This window comes from Methylobacterium sp. Leaf87 (genome assembly GCF_001422775.1).
Lineage (GTDB): Bacteria > Pseudomonadota > Alphaproteobacteria > Rhizobiales > Beijerinckiaceae > Methylobacterium.
The window spans coordinates 1-19,911 of sequence record NZ_LMMI01000005.1; the positions used below are offsets into that span (position 1 = coordinate 1).

Annotated in this window: 18 protein-coding genes; 5 read left to right on the forward strand and 13 right to left on the reverse strand. The window is 69.8% G+C overall.

The annotated features are described in order from the left end of the window. The 8 genes from ASF22_RS04495 to ASF22_RS04530 form a co-directional block, all read right to left on the reverse strand. On the reverse strand, nt 1-215 hold a 215-nt coding region (locus ASF22_RS04495; RefSeq protein WP_156647604.1), incomplete at its 3' end, for a transposase. A 145-nt stretch (nt 216-360) separates the two neighbouring features. After that, nucleotides 361-1,623, reverse strand: coding sequence for a beta-ketoacyl-ACP synthase II (gene fabF / locus ASF22_RS04500; protein ID WP_056261908.1), 1,263 nt, complete (start codon nt 1,621-1,623; stop codon nt 361-363). A 99-nt stretch (nt 1,624-1,722) separates the two neighbouring features. Then, nucleotides 1,723-1,959 carry an acyl carrier protein gene (locus ASF22_RS04505; RefSeq protein WP_018044468.1) on the reverse strand — a complete coding sequence of 79 codons (237 nt, stop codon included), beginning with the start codon at nt 1,957-1,959 and terminating at the stop codon, nt 1,723-1,725. 309 nt (nt 1,960-2,268) lie between these two features. Next, complete coding sequence (gene fabG / locus ASF22_RS04510) at nt 2,269-3,009, reverse strand: 3-oxoacyl-[acyl-carrier-protein] reductase (protein ID WP_056261911.1); 741 nt, start codon at nt 3,007-3,009, stop codon at nt 2,269-2,271. Between the two features lie 14 nt (nt 3,010-3,023). Next, entirely contained in the window at nt 3,024-3,962 is a 939-nt protein-coding gene (gene fabD / locus ASF22_RS04515; protein ID WP_056261914.1) for an ACP S-malonyltransferase, read from the reverse strand. Nucleotides 3,963-4,053: 91 nt separating this feature from the next. Further along, on the reverse strand, nt 4,054-4,770 hold the full coding sequence (locus tag ASF22_RS04520; protein WP_056173922.1) for a carbonic anhydrase: 717 nt from the start codon (nt 4,768-4,770) through the stop codon (nt 4,054-4,056). A 299-nt stretch (nt 4,771-5,069) separates the two neighbouring features. Continuing rightward, nucleotides 5,070-6,188 carry a BLUF domain-containing protein gene (locus tag ASF22_RS22810; protein WP_082483518.1) on the reverse strand — a complete coding sequence of 373 codons (1,119 nt, stop codon included), beginning with the start codon at nt 6,186-6,188 and terminating at the stop codon, nt 5,070-5,072. 33 nt (nt 6,189-6,221) lie between these two features. Further along, a complete protein-coding gene (locus ASF22_RS04530; RefSeq protein WP_244474199.1) occupies nt 6,222-7,838 on the reverse strand; it encodes an EAL domain-containing protein in 1,617 nt (538 codons plus the stop codon). Nucleotides 7,839-8,324: 486 nt separating this feature from the next. Between ASF22_RS04530 and rpoZ the strand changes: the two genes are divergently transcribed. From rpoZ to ASF22_RS04550, 4 genes are all read left to right on the forward strand, one after another. Next, the gene (gene rpoZ, locus ASF22_RS04535) at nt 8,325-8,729 is read left to right on the forward strand and encodes a DNA-directed RNA polymerase subunit omega (protein WP_056092390.1); all 405 of its coding nucleotides are present in this window, start codon (nt 8,325-8,327) and stop codon (nt 8,727-8,729) included. A 249-nt stretch (nt 8,730-8,978) separates the two neighbouring features. After that, nucleotides 8,979-11,216: a bifunctional (p)ppGpp synthetase/guanosine-3',5'-bis(diphosphate) 3'-pyrophosphohydrolase gene (locus ASF22_RS04540; RefSeq protein ID WP_056261919.1), complete on the forward strand. Its 2,238-nt coding sequence runs from the start codon at nt 8,979-8,981 to the stop codon at nt 11,214-11,216. Between the two features lie 43 nt (nt 11,217-11,259). After that, nucleotides 11,260-11,850: an orotate phosphoribosyltransferase gene (gene pyrE / locus ASF22_RS04545; protein ID WP_056261922.1), complete on the forward strand. Its 591-nt coding sequence runs from the start codon at nt 11,260-11,262 to the stop codon at nt 11,848-11,850. A gap of 402 nt (nt 11,851-12,252) precedes the next feature. Continuing rightward, nucleotides 12,253-12,930, forward strand: coding sequence for an NYN domain-containing protein (locus ASF22_RS04550; protein WP_056262215.1), 678 nt, complete (start codon nt 12,253-12,255; stop codon nt 12,928-12,930). Here the strand turns inward: ASF22_RS04550 and ASF22_RS04555 are convergent. The 3 genes from ASF22_RS04555 to dapA all read right to left on the reverse strand — a co-directional run bounded on the left by ASF22_RS04555 (nt 12,927) and on the right by dapA (nt 15,040). Beyond that, a complete protein-coding gene (locus ASF22_RS04555; protein ID WP_056261925.1) occupies nt 12,927-13,514 on the reverse strand; it encodes a peroxiredoxin in 588 nt (195 codons plus the stop codon). The two genes, ASF22_RS04550 and ASF22_RS04555, sit on opposite strands and share 4 nt — an antisense overlap. 71 nt (nt 13,515-13,585) lie before the next feature. Next, nucleotides 13,586-14,059: an SsrA-binding protein SmpB gene (smpB, locus tag ASF22_RS04560; protein ID WP_056092401.1), complete on the reverse strand. Its 474-nt coding sequence runs from the start codon at nt 14,057-14,059 to the stop codon at nt 13,586-13,588. An 81-nt stretch (nt 14,060-14,140) separates the two neighbouring features. Continuing rightward, nucleotides 14,141-15,040 carry a 4-hydroxy-tetrahydrodipicolinate synthase gene (gene dapA / locus ASF22_RS04565; RefSeq protein ID WP_056261928.1) on the reverse strand — a complete coding sequence of 300 codons (900 nt, stop codon included), beginning with the start codon at nt 15,038-15,040 and terminating at the stop codon, nt 14,141-14,143. A 183-nt stretch (nt 15,041-15,223) separates the two neighbouring features. On the opposite strand from dapA, the gene ASF22_RS04570 reads away from it, so the two are divergent. After that, nucleotides 15,224-17,551, forward strand: a complete 2,328-nt coding sequence (locus ASF22_RS04570) for a lytic transglycosylase domain-containing protein (protein ID WP_056261933.1) — start codon at nt 15,224-15,226, stop codon at nt 17,549-17,551. Nucleotides 17,552-17,559: 8 nt separating this feature from the next. Here ASF22_RS04570 and ASF22_RS04575 read toward each other — a convergent pair whose 3' ends face one another. Together ASF22_RS04575 and ASF22_RS04580 are read right to left on the reverse strand one after the other, a co-directional pair. Next, nucleotides 17,560-17,835, reverse strand: a complete 276-nt coding sequence (locus ASF22_RS04575) for a hypothetical protein (RefSeq protein ID WP_056261937.1) — start codon at nt 17,833-17,835, stop codon at nt 17,560-17,562. Between the two features lie 10 nt (nt 17,836-17,845). Further along, complete coding sequence (locus ASF22_RS04580) at nt 17,846-19,795, reverse strand: hypothetical protein (RefSeq protein ID WP_082483520.1); 1,950 nt, start codon at nt 19,793-19,795, stop codon at nt 17,846-17,848. Nucleotides 19,796-19,911: the final 116 nt, after the last annotated feature.

Sequence of the window (19,911 nt, forward strand, 5' to 3'; positions counted from 1 at the left end):
GCCTGCTGATAGACGGCTTCCCAGGGCGGGAGGTCGTGGGGCATCCACCGCCAGGGTGCACCCGTCTTCACCACGTAGCGCAATCCGTTGAACGCCTCGCGAAGTGAATACTCACGCTGCCCCGCATCCTCGCGCAGCAGCGTCAGGTACGGCGCGACCAGCGCCCATTCATCATCGGAAACATCGGACGGGTAGGCTTGGCGCGAAGAGGTCATGCCTCCTCATCTGGATTCCAGACCGCTCAGGTCCATAACAGCCTCTAGCTGATGACGCAAAGGGATACGCGGCTGTCTGAACTGACGGGGATAGTCTCGAAGCGTCAGAAGAGGTGCTGACCCCTCATGATGGAGGCCGTTGGCCTCAATCCACCCGCCGCATCACTAAGCTCGCATTCGTCCCACCAAACCCAAACGAATTCGACAGTACGACATCGACGCGCTTGCGCTTGGCCTCGTGCGGCACGAGGTCGATGGCGGTCTCGACGGAGGGATTGTCGAGGTTGAGGGTCGGCGGGAGGATGCCGTCGCGGATGGTCAGCACCGAGAAGATGGCTTCCACGGCGCCGGCCGCGCCGAGCAGGTGGCCGATGGCGGATTTGGTGGACGACATGGCGGCGCGGGGCGCGGCGTCCCCGAGCAGGCGCTCCACGGCCTTCAACTCCAGCTCGTCGCCCATGGGCGTCGAGGTGCCGTGGGCGTTGATGTAGTCGATGTCGGAGGCCTGGATGCCGGCGCGCTTCACGGCGGCGCTCATGCAGCGGTAGGCGCCGTCGCCGTCCGGGGCCGGCGAGGTGATGTGGTAGGCGTCGCCCGTGAGGCCGTAGCCCACCACCTCGGCGTAGATCTTGGCGCCGCGCGCCTTGGCGTGCTCGTACTCCTCCAGCACGACCACCCCGGCGCCCTCGCCCATGACGAAGCCGTCGCGGGCCTTGTCGTAGGGGCGGGACGCGCGGGTCGGGTCGTCGTTGCAGCCCGTGGAGAGGGCGCGGCAGGCGGCGAAGCCCGCGAGCGCCAGGCGGTTCACCGGGGATTCGGCCCCGCCCGCCACCATGACGTCGGCATCGCCGAACTGGATCAGTCGGGCCGCGTCGCCGATGGCGTGGGCGCCGGTGGAGCAGGCGGTGACGACGGAGTGATTCGGGCCCTTGAGGCCGTGGGCGATGGAGACCTGACCGGAAGCCAGGTTGATGATCCGCCCGGGGATGAAGAACGGCGAGATCCGGCGCGGACCCTTGTCGTGCAGGGTCACGGACGCGTCGTAGATGCCGCCGATGCCGCCGATGCCGGAGCCGATCATCACGCCCGTGGCGCACTGATCCTCGTGGCTCTTCGGATGCCAGTCGGCGTCGTCCAGTGCCTGGCCGGCGGCCGCCATGGCGTAGACGATGAACGGATCGACCTTGCGCTGCTCCTTCGCCTCCATCCAGGCATCCGGATCGAAGGTGTCGTTAGAGCCGTCGCCGAACGGCACGGAACAGGCGATGCGGCAGGCAAGATCGTCGACGGGGAAAGCCGTGACCACTTTGGCCGCCGACTCACCCGCGATCAACCGGCTCCAGGTGGCCTCGACCCCGCTGGCCAGCGGCGTCACCATGCCCAAACCCGTCACCACAACCCGACGCATCGCGCTATCCCGAACCGGTCCCATCATGAAACGAATGGCGCGCGGGGTCGGACACGACCCCGCTCATGACTCGCGAGTCAATCGGCGCCTCGTCGTGCCTCAGGCGGAGTTCTTCTCGAGGAACTTCACCGCATCGCCGACCGTCTGGATGGTCTCGGCCGCATCGTCGGGGATCTCGACGTTGAATTCTTCCTCGAACGCCATCACGAGCTCGACGGTGTCGAGGCTGTCGGCGCCGAGATCATCGATGAAGTTCGCGCCCTCGACCACCTTCTCCGGCTCGACACCGAGGTGCTCGACAACGATCTTCTTCACGCGCTCAGCGATATCGCTCATCGTTCTTGGTCCTTAGCTCTTCAAGGTCGTGATGGTGTCGCCGTGGCCGCCGGCCCGTGACCGAAATGGACTGGTCTGGGATACGGCCGGTGTGTTCGATCGCGCGCGTCTCGGGCGGTCCTTAACAAGGTCCGCGTCGTTATGGAAATCTCCGCAACACGCCGAACCGTCAACCCCCCTCGCACGGCAGGCGGGGTGTTAACACAGGGTTCCGGTGCTGGCGAGGCCCGGTTCACAAGCCGTTCATCGCTGTGGCTTTTTCGAGCCGCCCGGGGCTATTCCGGGTGTGCGGTGCAGCAAAGCTCGCGCTCACACCATCGCCATGCCGCCGTTGACGTGGAGCGTCTGGCCGGTGACGTAGCCGGCCTCGTCGGAGGCGAGGTAGAGGGCAGCGGCCGCGATCTCCGCGCCGGTGCCGAGGCGGTTCATGGGCACGCGGGTGAGGATGCCCTCGCGCTGCTTCTCGTTCAGGGCGTCCGTCATCGGCGAGGCGATGAAGCCCGGCGCGATGCAGTTGACCGTGAGGTTGCGGGTGGCGACCTCGGCCGCCATGGCCTTGGTCATGCCGACCAAGCCGGCCTTCGCGGCGGCGTAGTTCACCTGGCCCGGATTGCCCGTGGTGCCGACGACGGAGCCGATGTTGATGATGCGGCCGTGGCGGCGCTTCATCATGCCCCGCACGGCGGCGCGCGACAGGCGGAAGGCGGCGCTGAGGTTGACGGCGATCACCGCGTCCCACTCGTCGTCCTTCATCCGCAGGAGGAGGTTGTCGCGGGTGATGCCGGCGTTGTTCACCAGCACGTCGAGGCCGCCCATGGCGCTCTCGGCCGCCGGCACCAGGGCCTCCACCGCCGCCTTGTCGGAGAGGTCGCACTCGGCGATGTGCAGGCGCTCGCCCCCGAGTTCCGCCACCAGGGCTTCGAGGGCCGGGCGCCGGGTGCCCGACACCGTCACGGTGGCGCCCTGCGCGTGCAGGGTCTTGGCGATGGCGCCGCCGAGGCCGCCCGTGGCGCCGGTGACGAGGGCCTTGCGGCCGGAGAGATCGAACATGGCTCGTCCTGTGCTCAGAAGGTGGGGAACGCCGCGATGTCGTCGGGCGTGCCGACGGCGCTGGCCGCGGCCCCGGCGGCGATGCGCTTGACGAGGCCGGTGAGCACCTTGCCGGCGCCGATCTCGTTGAAGCAGTCGATGCCCTCCGCCGCCATGGCGGCGACGCTCTCGCGCCAGCGCACGGTGCCGGTCACCTGGGCGACGAGCGCGTCCCGGATGGCGTCGCGGTCGGTGATCGGGGCGGCCAGGACGTTGGCGTAGATCGGCACCACGGGGGTGTGCATGGCGACCTGCCCGAGGGCCGCCCGCATGGCCTCGGCGGCCGGGGCCATGAGGCGGCAGTGGAACGGCGCCGAGACGTTGAGCATCACCGCGCGTTTGATCCCGCGGGCCTGCGCCAGGGCGACCGCGCGCTCCACGGCGGCGCGATCGCCCGACAGCACCACCTGGCCGCCGCCGTTGTCGTTGGCGACGTCGCACACGCCGCCCTGCGCCGCCTCTTCGGCGATGGCCTGCGCCGCGGCGATCTCGGCACCGATCAGGGCCGCCATGGCGCCCGCCCCCGGGGCGACCGCCGCCTGCATGGCCTCTCCGCGAATCCGCAGCAACCGCGCCGCGTCCGCGATGGAGAAGGTGCCGGCGGCGGCGAGCGCCGTGTATTCGCCGAGGGAGTGGCCGGCGACGCAGGCCACGTCGCGTTTGAGATCGAGGCCGCGCTCGGCCTCCAGCACCCGCAGGGTGGCGAGCGACGCCGCCATGAGGGCCGGCTGGGCATTGGCCGTGAGGGTGAGCTCGTCCACCGGCCCCTCGAACATGAGGCGGGAGAGGTGCTGCCCGAGGGCCGCATCGACCTCCTCGAACACCGCGCGGGCCTGCGGAAAGGCCTCGGCCAGCGCGCGTCCCATGCCAACGGCCTGGCTGCCCTGGCCGGGGAAGATGAGTGCGCGCGCCATTGAGCTGTCCTCGTTCGCGAAGAGGGCGGCGCAGTCGCACCGCCCGCCCCCCGTGTCAACTTTTCCCGTCGAACGCGACGGACGGCGCCGGTCAGGCCTCGTCGAAGAAATCCACCGTGCCGGTATCGAGGCTGTAGGAGGCGCCGACGATCCGCAGCTTGCCGGCCTTCAGGGGATCGAGCAGGGACGGCTCCGAGGCGGAGCGCAGGCGGTTCACCACCCGGCTCACATTGGCCCGGACGCAGTTCTCGACGTAATCGCCGGGCTTGTCGCGCTGCGACAGGATTGCGGGGACGATGGGCTCGATCATCCGGCCGATGGAGCCCGGATAGACGGTGTTGTTCTTCACCACATCGATGGCGGCCTCGACGGCGCCGCAGCGGCTGTGGCCCATCACCAGAACCAGGGGCACGCCGAGCTGCGAGACGCCGTACTCGATGGAGCCGAGGGCGGCGGTGTCGACGCAATTGCCGGCGTTGCGCACGATGAAGAGTTCGCCGAGGCCCCGGCCGAACAGGATCTCGGGCGAGACGCGGGAATCCGAGCAGCTCACCAGCACCACGAACGGGGTCTGGCCGAGCGCGATCTCGATGCGGCGCTCGCGGCCCTGCACGGCGCGCACGGGGCTGTCGGTCTGGTAGGCGCGGTTGCCCTGCTTCAGGGTCTCCAGGGCCTCGTCGGCGCCGAGCGTCGTCTTCTTCGCGGACGGGCTTGCCGCAAGGGCCGGCAGGCTGGTGGCGGCAAAGCACGCGGCGCCAAGGCCGCAGCCGCAGGCGAGCAGGCCGCGGCGGCTGAGCAGGGTGGTCATCGGTTTGGAGCTCCCCTCGTTCCGGTCTCGGGCGAGCCCCGGACGCGCGACGATAAGGAGTATTCGGCACGGTGTCGCCCGGGCCATTCGCGCAGGGCGGTGCCGGGATGAGGCGGCCCGTTCGGACGTACAGGCCGCCTCATCCCGGGGGGCTTGGCCCCACGACGCCGGATCCTTCCCTACGCCGTCCGGCTCGAATCAAGTGTATTCCGGGGCGGAACTCGAGGGACGCGACCCCTCGTCGTCCCACCGCCGGGGACTCCGACGGCGTGTCCGGTCATCGACGTGGCCCGGCCCTCTCAGGCGACGGCCTTGATCGACGAGCCCGAGCGATCCTCCCGGTGCGCAGGCGCGGTGCCGCGATCCCCGTTTCCGGAACGCCCCGGGACCGCACCCGCTTCTTGGCTCATGGCGCTTGCGAGCAGCTGCGCACGCCCGGCCCAGAGGTCGCGCTCCCGCGAGAGCCGGTCCGACTGTTCCTGCTGGAGTGCGATTGCGATGCGCAGGCCGTCGAGTTCGTTGCGCAGGTCCGTCGTCAACTGACGCTCCTGCGCTAGGGCCGTGCGCAGCACCGTGAGGACGGCATCGGGCTTGGCCGCAAAACGATCCCCGTCGTCCGATGCTGCGCGGGCGGCTTTCGCCTCGCTGGCCTTCGTTTCAGCGGCTTGCGCCGTCCCGCCGTCCTGTCTGCGTCCCGCATCCTGCGCGATGGAAGCACCTCGCTCGGTGCGGCGGCCGTCCCTGTTGGAAGCGTCTTCCCTGTTGGAAGCGTCTTCCCCGACGGAAGCGTCTTGCTCGATCGAAGATCCGTGCCTGGCCTGCAAGGCTTGGCCGGGTTGCGGCAACTCGGCTCGGACGCGCGCGACGTCCAGCGTCGCCCCGGATCCGGGAGTGGGAAATCTGCCGGTGGCCGCCGATTTCTCGGCTTCCACCGGCTTGTCGGCCCCCGCGGGCGTCCCGGAAGCGGCGAGGCTCGCCGGTGGCAGGCCTTCCTCGTCCAGCACCAGTTCGTGCAGCATGGCGAACACCGCGTCGCCGTCGAGGCGGGTCAGATCGAATCCGCTCGCGGACGCGATTCCCTCCCAACGGGTTTTGCCGAGTGCGGATTGCCCGACGAAGGCCATGGACCAATTGGTGAAGCTGCGATTCTCGGCCGGGCCGCATTGCAGAACCGTCACGTCGCCGTGACGCGGATCGCACTGGATGCGCTCGAAGGTGGTTTCGACGCCGCGCTGCGGGCCTTCCAACACCTGCGCGAACGCCCCGGCATTGAACATCAGCGCGCCCGTGACGTCGACGCCGGTGTTGTTGCGCTGCGAGGCCGCGAGGATCTGGGAGACCGCCTGCGCGATCTCGGCGTCCGTGCCTTGAAGAAGATTCTTGCTGGCATAGACCAGTCGGTAAAGGTCGCTCATCATGAAAACTCCGAAATCGAAAATAACCGCAATCTTTTATCTGGGGTTGTCGAGTGTGAGGAACTTGAAGACTTCGGAAGCGGAAATGGGCTTGCTGATGAGGTAGCCCTGTACATCGGTGCACCCCTCCGCCCGGATACGCTCCAACTGGTCGGCGGTCTCGACGCCCTCGGCGACGGTGGTCATCCCGAGGCTTCGCCCCAGGCCCGCGATGGCCCGGATGATCGCTTCGCCGTCGCGCTTGCCCGAAAGGTCGCTGATGAAGGACCGATCGATCTTGATCTTGTCGAACGGGAACGAGCGGAGGTAGCTCAGGGACGAGTACCCGGTCCCGAAATCGTCCATCGACACGCGGACGCCGAGTTCGCGCAGGCGATGCAGGGTCTGCAGGGTCTTCTCGCTCTCGTTCAGGAGGACGCCTTCGGTGATCTCCACTTCCAGGCGCGTCGCAGGGAGGCCCGAGGCCGACAGGGCCGACATGACCATCTCGACCAGACGCTCGCTCTTGAACTGCGCCGGCGAGACGTTCACCGCGACGGAGAGCGGGGCGGGCCAGGTCGCCGCGTCGCGGCAGGCCTGACGCATGACCCATTCGCCGATGGGAACGATGAGGCCGATCTCTTCCGCCAAGGGAATGAAGTCGAGGGGCGAGACCATGCCCCGCACGGGGTGCTGCCAGCGGATCAGGGCCTCGCACCCCACGAGACGGTTGCCTTCCAGCTGGAGCTGCGGCTGGTAGTGCAGGTAGAACTCGCGGCGTGCCAGGGCCTGACGCATGTCGAGTTCGAGCTGACGGCGCGCCTGCATGCGCGCATCCATCTCCGGTTCGAAGAAGCGATAGGTGCCCCGCCCGTCGAGCTTGGATCGATAGAGGGCCAGGTCGGCGTTCTTCAGGAGCCGGTCGGCATCCTCGCCGTCGTTCGGCGCGAGGGCGACGCCGACACTGGCGCCGATGGTGAGGAGCTGCCCTTCGACCATGTAGGTCCGGCCGACCAGATCGACGATGCGCCGTGCGAGGATCTGGGTATCGGATGCTCCGCGAATCCCGGTTTGCAGGATCACGAACTCGTCGCCGCCGATCCGTGCCACGGTGTCCGTGACCCGCACGGTCGAGCGCAGGCGATCGGCGACCTTCTTTAGGAGGGCATCTCCCATGGGGTGGCCGAGGGTATCGTTGATGGGCTTGAACCGGTCGAGATCAATCAGCAGGACTGCGCAGGCCTCCCCGGTCCGCTGCAACCGTCCCAGGGCTTCCTTCAGGCGCTCGCGCAGGAGTAGGCGGTTCGGCAGGCCCGTGAGCAGATCGTGACGGGCCATCTCCTCGGCTTGCGCTTCGGCGGCGCGCCGCGCCGTGACATCCTCGAACGCGACGGCCCAGCGCCCGCCCGCGACGGGGTGCAGGTGCACCTCCAGCAGATTCCCGCGAAGGGTCACTTCGAACCGGGACGAGTCCGGCTGCACGAAAGAGCGCGGAAGCTGGGCTCGAACCTGGTTCCAGGTATCCCCCGCATGGTCCCGGACGAGGTACAGCACCTGTCGAAGGGACGATCCCACGGAGATCAAGGCCTCCTCGCTCCCGAGCAGGTGCAAGGTCTGGCCCGACGCGAGGACGATGCGTCCGGTCTCGTCGATCAGCAGGAGGCCGTGGCGCATGGCATTCAGGTACGGCAGCAAACCAGCGACGAAGGATGGGACCTCCGTCGGGGAGCCGGAATTGATATTTGTTATGTCTCGGATGGTTGTGTCGATCTGATTGCGCAGTGGAGCGGCCATATCAAAGCAATCCGATGCCGGCGCTGAAATCGCCATGGGCGTGTTATCGAACGGTCTGCCTGGGAACAGCTAAATTTCTACTAAGCCGTGGCTACCATGATCGCGTCTGAACTCGGCCGCACAACGTCGCACCGCGTCGTCTCGGGGGAGCGCCCTCGCCGGTGCTTTGCAAGTCCGGGATCCCGCGTTTCCGAAGTTTCCGGGATCGACGGCCGTTCGTTGCGTCGGGGCCGAGCCATGGGCGAGACCGCACGCCCCTGCCCAGGGGCGTCGCTCCATCCCCACCCCTGCCTTGTTGCCAAACGTCAAGGGGTGTAAGAGGCCGGTTCAATTCCCCACACCCTGTTCGAGGAAGGAGCCGTCCACATGGCTCGCGTCACCGTTGAAGACTGCATCGACAAGGTCGAGAACCGGTTCGAGCTCGTGCTGCTCGCGAGCCACCGCGCCCGCCTGCTCGCCGCCGGCGCACCCCTGACCATCGACCGCGACCGCGACAAGAACCCCGTCTGCGCCCTGCGCGAGATCGGCGACGCGACCATCACGGCCGACGACCTCAAGGAACAGCTCATTCACTCGATGCAGAAATACGTCGAGGTCGACGAGCCCGAGGCCGAGACCGTGCCGCTGCTGTCGAGCTCGCCCGCCGCCGCCGCCGTCGCCCCGCAATCCACCAGCGACGACGTGCAGTTCGACCGCATGAGCGAGGAAGATCTTCTGCGCGGCCTCGAGAACCTGGCGCCCCCGACCGAGACGGACGAAGAGGCCGAGTAATCGGTCCACCCGACGGGACGTTTCGAACAACCCGGCCTCGCGGCCGGGTTTTTTGTTGGATGTCCGCGCCCGAAACCCTGCTCGTCGCGCCTTCGCTGCGGCCTGCGACGTTCTAAAACCAACGGGGGGCCGCATTAATGTCCGCCCGCGCGCCTTGGGGGCTGGCGTGGGCGCGTGCGATGCGGGACAAATCCAGGGGGGCGCCCGCGCGGTGCGGGACTTCGAAGCCGAAAAGGGTCTGTCTCGCGGATGATGCGCCAATACGAGCTTGTCGAGCGGGTCAAGCGCTACAACCCCGCCACGGACGAAGCCCTGCTCAACCGCGCCTACGTCTACGCCATGCGCGCCCACGGCACCCAGAAGCGGGCGTCCGGCGACCCGTTCTTCGCCCATCCCCTCGAAGTCGCCGCGATCCTCACGGATCTGCGCCTCGACGACGCCACCATCGTGGCCGCCGTGCTGCACGACACCGTGGAGGACACCGCCGCCACCCTGGACGAGATCCGCGCGATCTTCAGCCCCGAGATCGGCGCCCTCGTGGACGGCCTGACCAAGCTGAAGCGCCTCGACCTCGTCTCGAAGCGCGCGGCCCAGGGCGAGAACTTCCGCAAGCTCCTCCTGGCGGTGGCGGCCGATGTCCGCGTACTGCTGGTGAAACTCGCCGACCGCCTGCACAACATGCGCACCCTCCACCACATGCGCGTCGACAAGCGCGAGCGCATCGCCGAGGAGACCCTCGACATCTACGCGCCCCTCGCGGGTCGCATGGGCATGCAGGAGCTGCGCGAGGAACTGGAGGATCTGGCGCTTCGCAACCTCAAGCCTGAGATCTACGCCACCATCGCGCAGCGCCTCTCCGACCTCACGGCGAAGTCCGAGCGCCTGGTCGAGAGCATCGAGCAGGACCTCACCGCGCGGCTGGCCGCCCAGGGCATCACCGCCGCCGTGACGGGACGGCAGAAGCGCCCCTACTCGATCTCGGCCAAGATGGAGCGCAAATCCGTCGCCTTCGAGCAATTGTCGGACATCTTCGGATTTCGCGTCATCGTCGAGTCCCTGGCCGATTGCTACGGGGCCCTCGGCGTCGTCCACACCACCTGGCCAATGGTGCCGGGGCGCTACAAGGACTACATCTCGACCCCGAAGCAGAACGATTACCGCTCGATCCACACCACGGTGATCGGTCCGAAGAGCCAGCGCGTCGAGCTGCAGATCCGCACCGCCGCCATGGACGAAATCGCCGAGTACGGCATCGCCGCCCACGCCCTCTACAAGGAGGGGGCGGCCCGGGACGACGCGGGCGGCGTCCATCCGCGGCTCGCCACCGAGAGCGGCGCCTACCAGTGGCTGCGCCGCACCATCGAACTCCTGGCCGAGGGCGACAGCCCGGAGGAGTTTTTGGAGCACACCAAGCTCGAGCTGTTCCAGGACCAGGTGTTCTGCTTCACCCCGAAGGGCCGGCTCATCGCCCTGCCGCGCGGGGCGACGCCCATCGACTTCGCCTACGCCGTGCATACGGACGTGGGCAACTCGGCGGTGGGCGCCAAGATCAACGGCCGCATGGCGCCGCTCCTGCACGAACTCGTCAACGGCGACGAGGTCGAGATCGCCCGGGCCGACGGGCAATCGCCCCCGGCCGCCTGGGAATCCCTTGTGGTGACCGGCAAGGCTCGTGCGGCCATCCGCCGGGCGACGCGCTCGGCCGTGCGGCGTCAATATGCCGGCCTCGGCCGCCAGATCCTCGACCGGGCCTTCGAGCGGGCGGCGAAGAGCTTCTCCGAGGACAAGCTGCGCGGCGCCCTGCCGCGCCTCGCCCGCCTCTCGACGGAGGACGTGTTCGCGGCCGTGGGCCGGGGCGAGATGTTCTCGGGCGACGTGGTGCGGGCGGTCTATCCCGACCACAAGGACGAGCGCCGCACCGCGCCCTCCCCCCTGCAGCAGCCCGTCGCCGGCGGGGCCGGACGCCTCAGCCTCTCGAAGGACCAGACCATGCGTCTGACCTTCCCGGAGGGACCGTCCGAGGCCGGGCGCCCCGACGCGATCCCCATCCGGGGCCTCGACACCGACCTGCCCGTGAGCTTCGCGCCCAATGGCGGCGCCGTGCCGGGCGACCGCATCGTCGGCATCCTCACCCCCGGGATCGGGGTGACCATCTACCCGATCCAGTCGGCGGCCCTGGCCGCCTTCGACAACGAGCCCGACCGTTGGCTCGACGTGCGCTGGGACGTGGAGGCCGGCGCCAGCGAACGTTTCCCGGCGCGCCTCGCCCTCCAATCCATCAACGAGCCGGGCGTGCTCGCCTCCATTGCCCAGGTCATCGCCGACCACGACGGCAACATCGACAACCTCTCGATGAAGCGCAAAACCCAGGACTTCACCGAGATCGTCATCGATCTGGCGGTGTGGGACCTGAAGCACCTCAACGCCATCGTGGCGGAGCTGCGCGGCAAGCGCACGGTGGCGCGGGTGGACCGGGTGAACGGCTGAGCCTACATACGCCCTCAATCCCGAACCGACCGGAGCCGAGATCATGACCCCTGAGCAGGTGCTCGCCGAATTCCGAGACGCGAACGCCCTCCTCGACGGGCATTTCGTCCTCAGTTCCGGCCTGCACTCCGGGGTGTTCCTGCAGAAGATGGCGATCTTCTCCGATCCGGTCCGCACCGCGCGCCTGTGCAAGGCACTGGCGGCGAAGATCACCGAGCGGTTCGGCCCCGTCGACATCGTGGTCTCGCCCGCCATCGGCGGCATCGTGCCGGGCTACGAGACCGCCCGGCACCTCGGCGCCCGCGCGATCTTCGTGGAGCGCGACCCCGGCGGGCCCTTCACCCTGCGGCGCGGCTTCAGCATCCCGGCGGGGATGCGGGCCGTCATCGTCGAGGACATCGTCACCACCGGGCTCTCGGCGCGCGAGTGCCTCGCCTCCCTTGGCGACGAGGCCGGCGAGATCGTGGGCGCGGCCTGCCTCATCGACCGCTCGGGCGGGCGCGGCGAGATCGGCCTGCCGCTGGTCACCCTCGTCACCCTCGACATCCCGGCCTATCCGGCGGATGCCCTGCCGCCCGAACTCGCCGCCCTGCCGGCGGTTAAGCCCGGCAGCCGGGTCTCACCGAAACCGTGAGAGGCATACGGCGCCGCGCCTCCGGAACTTGCGTCGGGGCCGGCCACTTGTCCGCGTATCGGCCCCAAATCTGGGTCGTCGACATCACCCAAGCAGGCGCGCCAAGCTGGTGCGCCAAGCGATCGACAATTACATCCTCCGGAAACGCATTGAAACCAGGCCGGGTAATTTCATAAAAAGCCAGTGCCATTATGCTTGAGCTTGACAAAATTCTTATTAACCTGCATTAGTGATCTAGATTGTTTCGGCGCTCGTTTTTAAATCACGGTCGTTTGTCGAGCTCGCCGATTTGAAGTCAGGTCTTCCGAGGCCGATGCGTACAATTAAACTATCAGATCTTTTAGGTATCGGAGCGCTCAAGGCAGCTACGACCTAAATGCTTATCAGAAAATGGATCATTACATGAGCGCACAGCAGCGCAGCGCCCTCTTCATTGACGGGGCCAACCTCTATGCCGCTACCAAAGCGCTTGGGTTCGATATCGATTACCGGCGTCTGTTGAAGGAATTCCAGGCGCGCGACAATCTCATTCGGGCGTTCTACTACACCGCCATGGTCGAGGATCAGGAGTATTCTTCGATCCGCCCGCTGATCGATTGGCTCGACTACAACGGCTACCGAGTCGTGACCAAACCCGCCAAGGAGTTCACGGATTCCGCCGGGCGGCGCAAGATCAAGGGCAACATGGACATCGAGCTCGCCATCGATGCCCTCGAACTCGCCCCCCGCATCGACCATATGGTGCTGTTCTCCGGCGACGGCGATTTCCGCTCCCTCGTCGAGGCGATGCAGCGCAAGGGCGTGCGCGTGACCGTCGTCTCCACGATCCAGACCCAGCCCGCCATGGTGGCCGACGACCTGCGCCGGCAGGCCGACGAGTTCCTCGACCTCGTCCAGCTCATCCCCCGGGTCGGGCGCGATCCGGGCGAGCGGACCATGCGGTCCGCCCCGGACGCCCGCGGCCCCGGCGACACCGCGACCCGCTCGCGCGGCGAGACCCCCGAGCGCTCGGCCCGCCCGAGCCTCGGTCTCGAGACCCGCTACGGCATCCGCCAGGGCGAGGACAATCCGGAGGGTTAGTCCGCCCGCTCGGGCGACGATGCCCCCGCGTCGAGCCAGGCGATCACCTGCGCCGCGCTGCGGTCGGGCGGGAAGACCGGGTAGAACACCTGTCTCACCCGCCCGTCGTCGAGCACCAGGGTGAGGCGGCGCAGGAGGGTGAGGCCGCCGGCCGTGAAGGTCGGCAGCCGCATCGCCTGCGTGAGTGCCCCATGCGGATCGGCGAGCAGGCTGAACGGCAGGTGCAGGCGCGCCGCAACCTCGCGCTGGTAGGCGCTCGTCTGCGTCGAGAGCCCGTGCACCTGGGAAACCCCGCGCCGGATCAGCTCGGCGTGGTGATCGCGAAAGTCGCAGGCCTGAGGCGTGCAGCCGCGCGCGCCCGGAATCACGTCCCACTCGGGCACGAGGTTGGGTTGGCCGGGCTCCCCCGTGCGCGGATAGGCATAGATCACCGCACGGCCCGTCAGCCGGGCGAGGGACACCCGCGTGCCGTCGGTCGCCTCCAGGGACACGTCGGGCGCGATCGTACCTTCGAGGTGGCGCGCGGCGCCGTCATCCTCCGGCACGGGCAGGTCGGCGGGCAGGGACGCGTAGTCGGGGGTCATGACGGCGATCCGGCGGTTGGGGCGGCGTCAGGCTATCCCCGCTCCACCCCGGCGGACAAGGTTTCAAAAAATCAGCCGCGGTCGCGCATGATCCGGGCGCGATCGCGCTCCCAATCGCGCTGCTTCGTCGCCTCGCGCTTGTCGTGGAGCTTCTTGCCGCGCCCGAGGCCGAGCTCGATCTTCGCCCGGCCGCGCTCGTTGAAGTAGATCTTCAGGGGCACCACGGTGAAGCCGTCGCGCTGCGTGGCGCCGATGAGCTTGTTGATCTGCTTGCGGTGCAGCAGCAGCCGGCGCGGGCGCTTGGTCTCGTGGTTGAAGCGGTTCGCCTCGACGTATTCCGGGATGTAGGCGTTGAACAGCATCAGGTCGGAGCCCGACGGCCCGGCATAGGCCTCGCCGATGGTCGCCTTGCCCTTGCGCAGGGATTTGACCTCGGTGCCCGTCAGCGCGAGCCCGGCCTCGATGGTGTCGGTGATCTCGTAATGATAGCGGGCGGCGCGGTTGTCGGCGACGACGCGGCGGTCGGGATCGGGTTTGGGTGCCATCACATCGTCGGTTCAGGCCGGCCGCCGGAATACGGCCGGGCCGAGGGATATGGTCTGTCGCGTGCGGTTTCGCCAGCGGTTTCAGCCGTCCAGAAGACCGGCATGGCGCAGGGCGGCATCGATCGCCGCCTTGCTCTCCTCGCTCACGGGCAGGAGCGGCAGGCGCAGATCCTCGCGCATGTGCCCGAGGCGGGACAGGGCGTACTTCGCCGGCGCCGGGTTCGGCTCGATGAACATGGCCGTGTGCAGGGGCATCAGGATGTCCTGCAGCTGGAGCGCCTTGGCGTAGTCGCCGGAAAGCGTGGCTTCCTGCAGATCGGCACACAGGCGTGGGGCGACGTTCGACACCACCGAGATGCAGCCGCAGCCGCCCTGGGCGTTGAAGCCCAGGGCCGTCGCGTCCTCGCCGGAGAGCTGGACGAAGTCCGGCCCGATGGCCTGGCGCTGGAGGCTGACCCGGTCGAGCCTGGCCGTCGCGTCCTTCACCCCGACGATGTTCGTCAGCTCGGCAAGGCGTGCCATCGTCTCGACGCTCATGTCGACGATGGAGCGGCCGGGAATGTTGTAGAGGATGATCGGGATGCCGATGGCGTCGTTGACGGCCTTGAAGTGGGCGTAGAGCCCGGCCTGGGACGGCTTGTTGTAGTAGGGCGTCACCACCAGAACCGCATCGGCGCCGGCCTTCTCGGCATGGCGCGCGCGCTCGACCGCCTCGGCGGTGGAGTTCGAGCCGGCGCCCGCGATCACGGGCACGCGCCCGGCGGCCTCGGCGATGCAGATCTCGACCACGCGGTCGTGTTCGGCCGGAGTCACCGTCGGGGTCTCCCCCGTGGTGCCGACGGGCACGAGGCCGTGGATGCCCTGCGCGATCTGCCAGTTCACGAAGGCACGGAACGCGGCCTCGTCGAAGGCGCCGTCCCGGAACGGCGTCACGAGGGCGGTCATCGCGCCCTTCAGGCGCCGGGTGGTCGTGCTGGTCATCCTGGCGTTCCCGGCCCTTGGGGCTCGTCATGCGCCGGGGCCAGGACCGGCCCCGTATCAGGCGGGGAGACATAAGGCCTCGGCCGCACGGGCGCAAACGCTGCTTTGATGGGGTTAATGCCTTCTTAACGCCCTTTGGATGAGCTTGAAGGAGGCCCGCTCCCGCAGGGATTCGTAAGATCCATGGTGTTCCGGACGTGTTCGCATCGCGCCGCCCTGGCCCTCTTCCTGGGCGGCACCGCCCTGGCCGGGACGGCCTTCGTCGGTTCGACCCTGCCCCGCCCCCTCGGCTCCGGCGTGCTCGCGGCGGGATCGGACGCGCTGCCGGCGAGTGACGCCGCCGCCCCGTCGAGCGCCCTGACCGATACCAAGACCCTTGATCCCGTGGCGGCCGATGCCCTGAAGGTCGAGGCGCGGAGCACCGAGACCCCACCGGCCGACACCGCACCGCCCGGGGCCCGGACGGGCCTGCCCGCCACGGTGAAGGCCTACGCCTCGGCCGACCCCGAGGCCGGCATCGCCTTCCCCTTGCCCGACGCCGCCGTCTCGCCCGCGGCTCCGGTGCCCGAGCTGCCCGATCCGGTCCGCGCCGCCCGCATCGCCCCGGACATCGACGTGCCGGCCCTGCGCCAGGCCATCGACGCCTACCGCAAGGGGCGCGTCGGGGACGGCGACCGCCTGCGCGACGGGTTCAAGGACCCGGCCGCCCGCGCGCTCCTCGAATGGGTCGCGATCCGGGCCGGCGCCGGAATCGGGTTCGAGCGCACCATCGCGTTCACCCGCGCCAACCCGGACTGGCCGGCGGGGCCGCTGCTGCGTCGGCGCGCCGAGGAGGCCCTGCTCATCGAGCGCAAGGGACCGGCCATCGTGCGTGCCTATTTCGCGGCCTCCAAGCCCGCGAGCGCGCCGGGCCGGTTCGCCCTGGCGCTGGCGTTCCGGGCCGAGAACCTCGATGCCGACGCCGCCGCCCTGGTGCGCGAGCTGTGGCGCTCGGACACCTTCGGGCGCAGCCTCGAAGCCAAGGTGATGGACGCCTTTCCGGGCGTGCTCACCCGCATCGACCACCGCTTCCGCATGGAGCGCGCCCTCCTCAAGGAGGATTACGAGACCGCCGGCCGCGCCGCCGCGCTCGCGGGCGGGAGCTATGCCAGCCTGGTGCGGGCCCGCCGCGCCGTGGAGGACAAGAGTTCGGGCGCGCCCGGTGCCCTCAACGCGGTGCCGCCGTCCCTGCGCAACGACTCGTCCTACATCCTGTCGCGGGCGCAGCACCTGCGCCGCACCGACAAGTATGCCGAGGCGGCCGCCCTGCTCTCCGTCGCGCCGACGAACCCGGACGTCCTCGTCGACGGCGACGAGTGGTGGGTGGAGCGCCGGATCGTCGCCCGCAAGCTCGTCGATCTCGGCGACGCCCGCACCGCCTACATCGTCGCCGGTCGCCACAGCGCCCGCACGGTGGAGAAGCGCATCGAGGCCGAGTTCCATGCCGGCTGGATCGCCCTGCGCTTCCTCGACGACGCGGGAACCGCCGCCCGTCATTTCGACGCCGCCGCCGCCATCGCCGAGACGCCGATCTCGCAGGCCCGCGCCGCCTACTGGCAGGGCCGCGCCGCCGAGGCCGAGGGGCGGACCGACGTGGCGAAGGCCGCCTACGAGCGCGCCGCCCTTCAGCCCATCGCCTATTACGGCCAGCTCGCCCGGGCGAAGCTCGGCCGCGCCAACCTGTCGCTCCGCTCGATTCCCGAGCTCGACGCACCCGCGCAGGCGGCCTTCTCGGACCGGCTCTACGTCCGGGCCCTGCGCATGCTAGAGGCGGCCTCCCTGAAGGATCTGGCCCTGCCGCTCTACATCGACACGGCGACGAAGCTCTCCGATCCGGCCGAACTCGATGCCCTCGGCAACATCGCGGCGGATGTCCGCAACGCCCGGGCGCTCGTGGCCATCGGCAAGATCGCCGTGCAGCGCGGTTTGCCGCTGGACGCCCACGCCTACCCGACCATCGGCATCCCGGCCTACGAGGCCTCCGCCGCCGTGCCGCTGGTGGAGAAGGCCATGGTCTTCGCCATCGCCCGGCAGGAGAGCCAGTTCGACCCCCTGGCCCAGTCGAGCGTCGGCGCGCGCGGCCTGATGCAGATGATGCCGGCCACGGCCCAGCGCACGGCCCGCCGGGTCAGCGCCGCCTTCGACCAGGACCGGCTCACCAGCGATCCGGCCTACAACGCCCGCCTCGGCCACGCCCATCTCGGCGAGCTCATGGACGATTGGCGCGGCTCCTACATCCTTGCCTTCGCCTCCTACAATGCCGGCGGCGGCAACGTGAAGAAGTGGATCGACGCCTACGGCGATCCGCGCAAGGCGGGCGTCGACCCCATCGACTGGGTCGAGCGCATCCCCTTCACGGAGACGCGCAACTACGTCCAGCGGGTGATGGAGAACCTGCAGATCTACCGCACCCGCCTCGATACCAAGAGCGCGCTCCTCATCGACGGGGATCTGCAGCGCGGCGCGCGCTGAGGGACAGGTCAGGCCGCCTGTCGCCCGAGCGAGACGGCGCCCACGGCCGCACCCGCGAGGTAGGCCGCGAGGATCAGAGCACCGACCTCGACCCAGAGGCCGGCGCGGCCCGGAACGAGCCCGGCGAGGCTGAGCCCGCCCGCGACGGCCGCCGCGAGCACCAGGGCGAGGGTTCCCGCCAGGGTCGGCCCCGTGCGCGGCAGGCCGGCGAAGCGGCCCACCACCGCGCCGAGGAGGAAGCCGAGCACCAGGGCCGGGCCGATCAGCGTCAGCAGGGGGATCACGCGAGACTCCTCATGGACGCAGGGCCAGGCCGATGCCCTCGGCGGGCGGGCGGCTTTGCGCGGCGGGATCGGCGGCGACCCGGTCCGGCGGGAGGCCGGCCTGGAGCAGATACTCGACGAGGGCGAGGGCGCGCTGCCGCGGCAGGTCCGGCTCGGGCTCGGACGGGATGTCCGCTTTGGCGGACGGCTTCTTGGAAGGCGTCTTGGTGGCGGCCTTGGCACTCGTGCCGGTGGCGGGCTTCGCCTTGGTGTCGGCCTTCGCGGGCGCCTTGGCGTCCTTCGGGGGCTCGACGGAGGCCGTGCTGTCCACGGCGGTCTCGACGGCCGGCTTCGGGGCCGGCGGGGCGCCCGCCGGGTCCGTGTGGCCGGTGACCGCGATGCGGCCCGTGGGGCAGGCCTTGGCCCAGGCCGCCACCGAATCGAGGAGGGGATAGAACGCCGCCGTCAGGATGGCGCTGCCGGGCACGAACGTCATGGCCCGGCCCGGATCGAGGGCGGTGAACCGCGTCGCACAGGCCTTCGCGTCGGGGGCGGTACCCACGCCCGGCACCGCGATGGCCGCACTGCCCTGCCACCCGGCGGGCAGCGCGCGGGGCAGATCCGATTCGATGCGGCGCGCGCTCTCGGCGTAGAGGCTGTCGCCCGTGAGCGTGAGGGCGCGGTCGGCGATGCGGATCTCGCCGCGCGCCAGCACCGCCAGGGTGGCGATGCCCTGATCGAGGGCGCCCGTCAGGCCCTCGGGGGCGCCGTCGGCGAGGCGGCTCCGGTCGACGATCCGCTCGCGGAAGAACTTTGGACGCAGGGCCGCGAGGATGCGCTCGCGGGTGGCCGCGTCCGGCAGGTGGCCGCCCAGGGTCACGCTGTCGGCCTCGCGCCGGAGCTGGACGCGGTAGGGCTTGAGCGGCCGGGTCTCCAGGCGCACCGGCCCGGCCGCGACGCCGGAAGGGCGCCCGTCGCGCAGCAGGGCCGCGATCTCGTCCACCGCCTGCCCGTCGAGGGCGACGCCCGTGACCGACACCGCGCCGCGCGCGAAGGCGACGCCGCCCTCCTGCAGCAGGGCGACGAGGCGCAGGGCGAAGCCGGCGAGGCCGGCGGGATCGATGGCGGGATCGAGGCCGCGTGCCGTGCGGGTCTCGTCGAGGATGCCGGCGCCCTCGGCGATCTCCGTGGCGCGGGCCCGCAGGCTGGCGCGGGCGGCCTCGGAGACCACGTGGCCCGTGAGGGTGATGGCGCCGCCCGGCGCGCGGGCGAGGCCGAAGGCGAAGTCCGGAACGTTGGCCGGCAGGATCTCGATGGTGCCGAGGGTGAACCCCGTGGGCGGCGTCGCGAGGGACGCGCGCAGGCGCGCCTCGTCCTCCGTCGAGATCGCCTCCCCCCGAACCGACAGGCGCGTGCCGGACAGTTCGACCCGGGCGCCGGGCTGCAGGGCCTTGAGTGCCGAGATCGCTTCCGCGGCGGCCTGCGCGAACTCGGCCGGCGCGCCGTAGGCCGCACGGGCGTCGTCGTCGAGGCGCGTGCCCGGCGCGAGGGACGGGGTCAGACGGTCGGCCAGGGCAAGGGGGCCGATCTCGGCCGGGCGGTTGCCCGTGAGCGCGATGCGGTCCGGCCCCGTGCGCGTGGCCGTCCACACGAAGGGAGCGGCGGTCTCGACGAGCCCGAGACTGCCCTCGATCCGGCGCAGGCCCGGCAGGGCGGCGAGGCGGGCCAGGGTGGTGTCGCGGGACACCGCGTCGGGCGCTTCGCCGAACACCACGAGGTCGCGGCCCCGCGCCGTGGCACGCAGCCACGGCTCGGTGCCCGCCCGCGCCGTCTCGCGCACGATCGCGGCGGCCTCCGCGTCGAGGCGCGCCTCCAGGGGCGGCGTCACCAGGGGCACGGCGACGCCGAGGATCACGGCGACGCCGGGCAGGCCGACGAGCCAGCCCGTGCGACGGATCAGGGCGGAAAGAGAGGCGGACACGTTCGATCCCGGTGGAAGGCGGCGTTTCGCGAAGCGGCGCTTGGCGAAGTGGCGCTTGGCGAAGTGGCGCTTGGCGAAGCCAACCCAATCATACGGTTTTCACGGCATCATGAAGG

Bases quoted from the DNA above. Each gene is read 5' to 3' on its own strand.
- fabF (WP_056261908.1), bottom strand. From the start codon at position 1,623: ATGCGTCGGGTTGTGGTGACGGGTTTGGGCATGGTGACGCCGCTGGCC.
- ASF22_RS04505 (WP_018044468.1), bottom strand. From the start codon at position 1,959: ATGAGCGATATCGCTGAGCGCGTGAAGAAGATCGTTGTCGAGCACCTC.
- fabG (WP_056261911.1), bottom strand. From the start codon at position 3,009: ATGTTCGATCTCTCCGGCCGCAAGGCCCTCGTCACCGGCGCCACGGGC.
- fabD (WP_056261914.1), bottom strand. From the start codon at position 3,962: ATGGCGCGCGCACTCATCTTCCCCGGCCAGGGCAGCCAGGCCGTTGGC.
- ASF22_RS04520 (WP_056173922.1), bottom strand. From the start codon at position 4,770: ATGACCACCCTGCTCAGCCGCCGCGGCCTGCTCGCCTGCGGCTGCGGC.
- ASF22_RS22810 (WP_082483518.1), bottom strand. From the start codon at position 6,188: ATGATGAGCGACCTTTACCGACTGGTCTATGCCAGCAAGAATCTTCTT.
- ASF22_RS04530 (WP_244474199.1), bottom strand. From the start codon at position 7,838: ATGCGCCACGGCCTCCTGCTGATCGACGAGACCGGACGCATCGTCCTC.
- rpoZ (WP_056092390.1), top strand. From the start codon at position 8,325: ATGGCTCGCGTCACCGTTGAAGACTGCATCGACAAGGTCGAGAACCGG.
- ASF22_RS04540 (WP_056261919.1), top strand. From the start codon at position 8,979: ATGATGCGCCAATACGAGCTTGTCGAGCGGGTCAAGCGCTACAACCCC.
- pyrE (WP_056261922.1), top strand. From the start codon at position 11,260: ATGACCCCTGAGCAGGTGCTCGCCGAATTCCGAGACGCGAACGCCCTC.
- ASF22_RS04550 (WP_056262215.1), top strand. From the start codon at position 12,253: ATGAGCGCACAGCAGCGCAGCGCCCTCTTCATTGACGGGGCCAACCTC.
- ASF22_RS04555 (WP_056261925.1), bottom strand. From the start codon at position 13,514: ATGACCCCCGACTACGCGTCCCTGCCCGCCGACCTGCCCGTGCCGGAG.
- smpB (WP_056092401.1), bottom strand. From the start codon at position 14,059: ATGGCACCCAAACCCGATCCCGACCGCCGCGTCGTCGCCGACAACCGC.
- dapA (WP_056261928.1), bottom strand. From the start codon at position 15,040: ATGACCAGCACGACCACCCGGCGCCTGAAGGGCGCGATGACCGCCCTC.
- ASF22_RS04570 (WP_056261933.1), top strand. From the start codon at position 15,224: ATGGTGTTCCGGACGTGTTCGCATCGCGCCGCCCTGGCCCTCTTCCTG.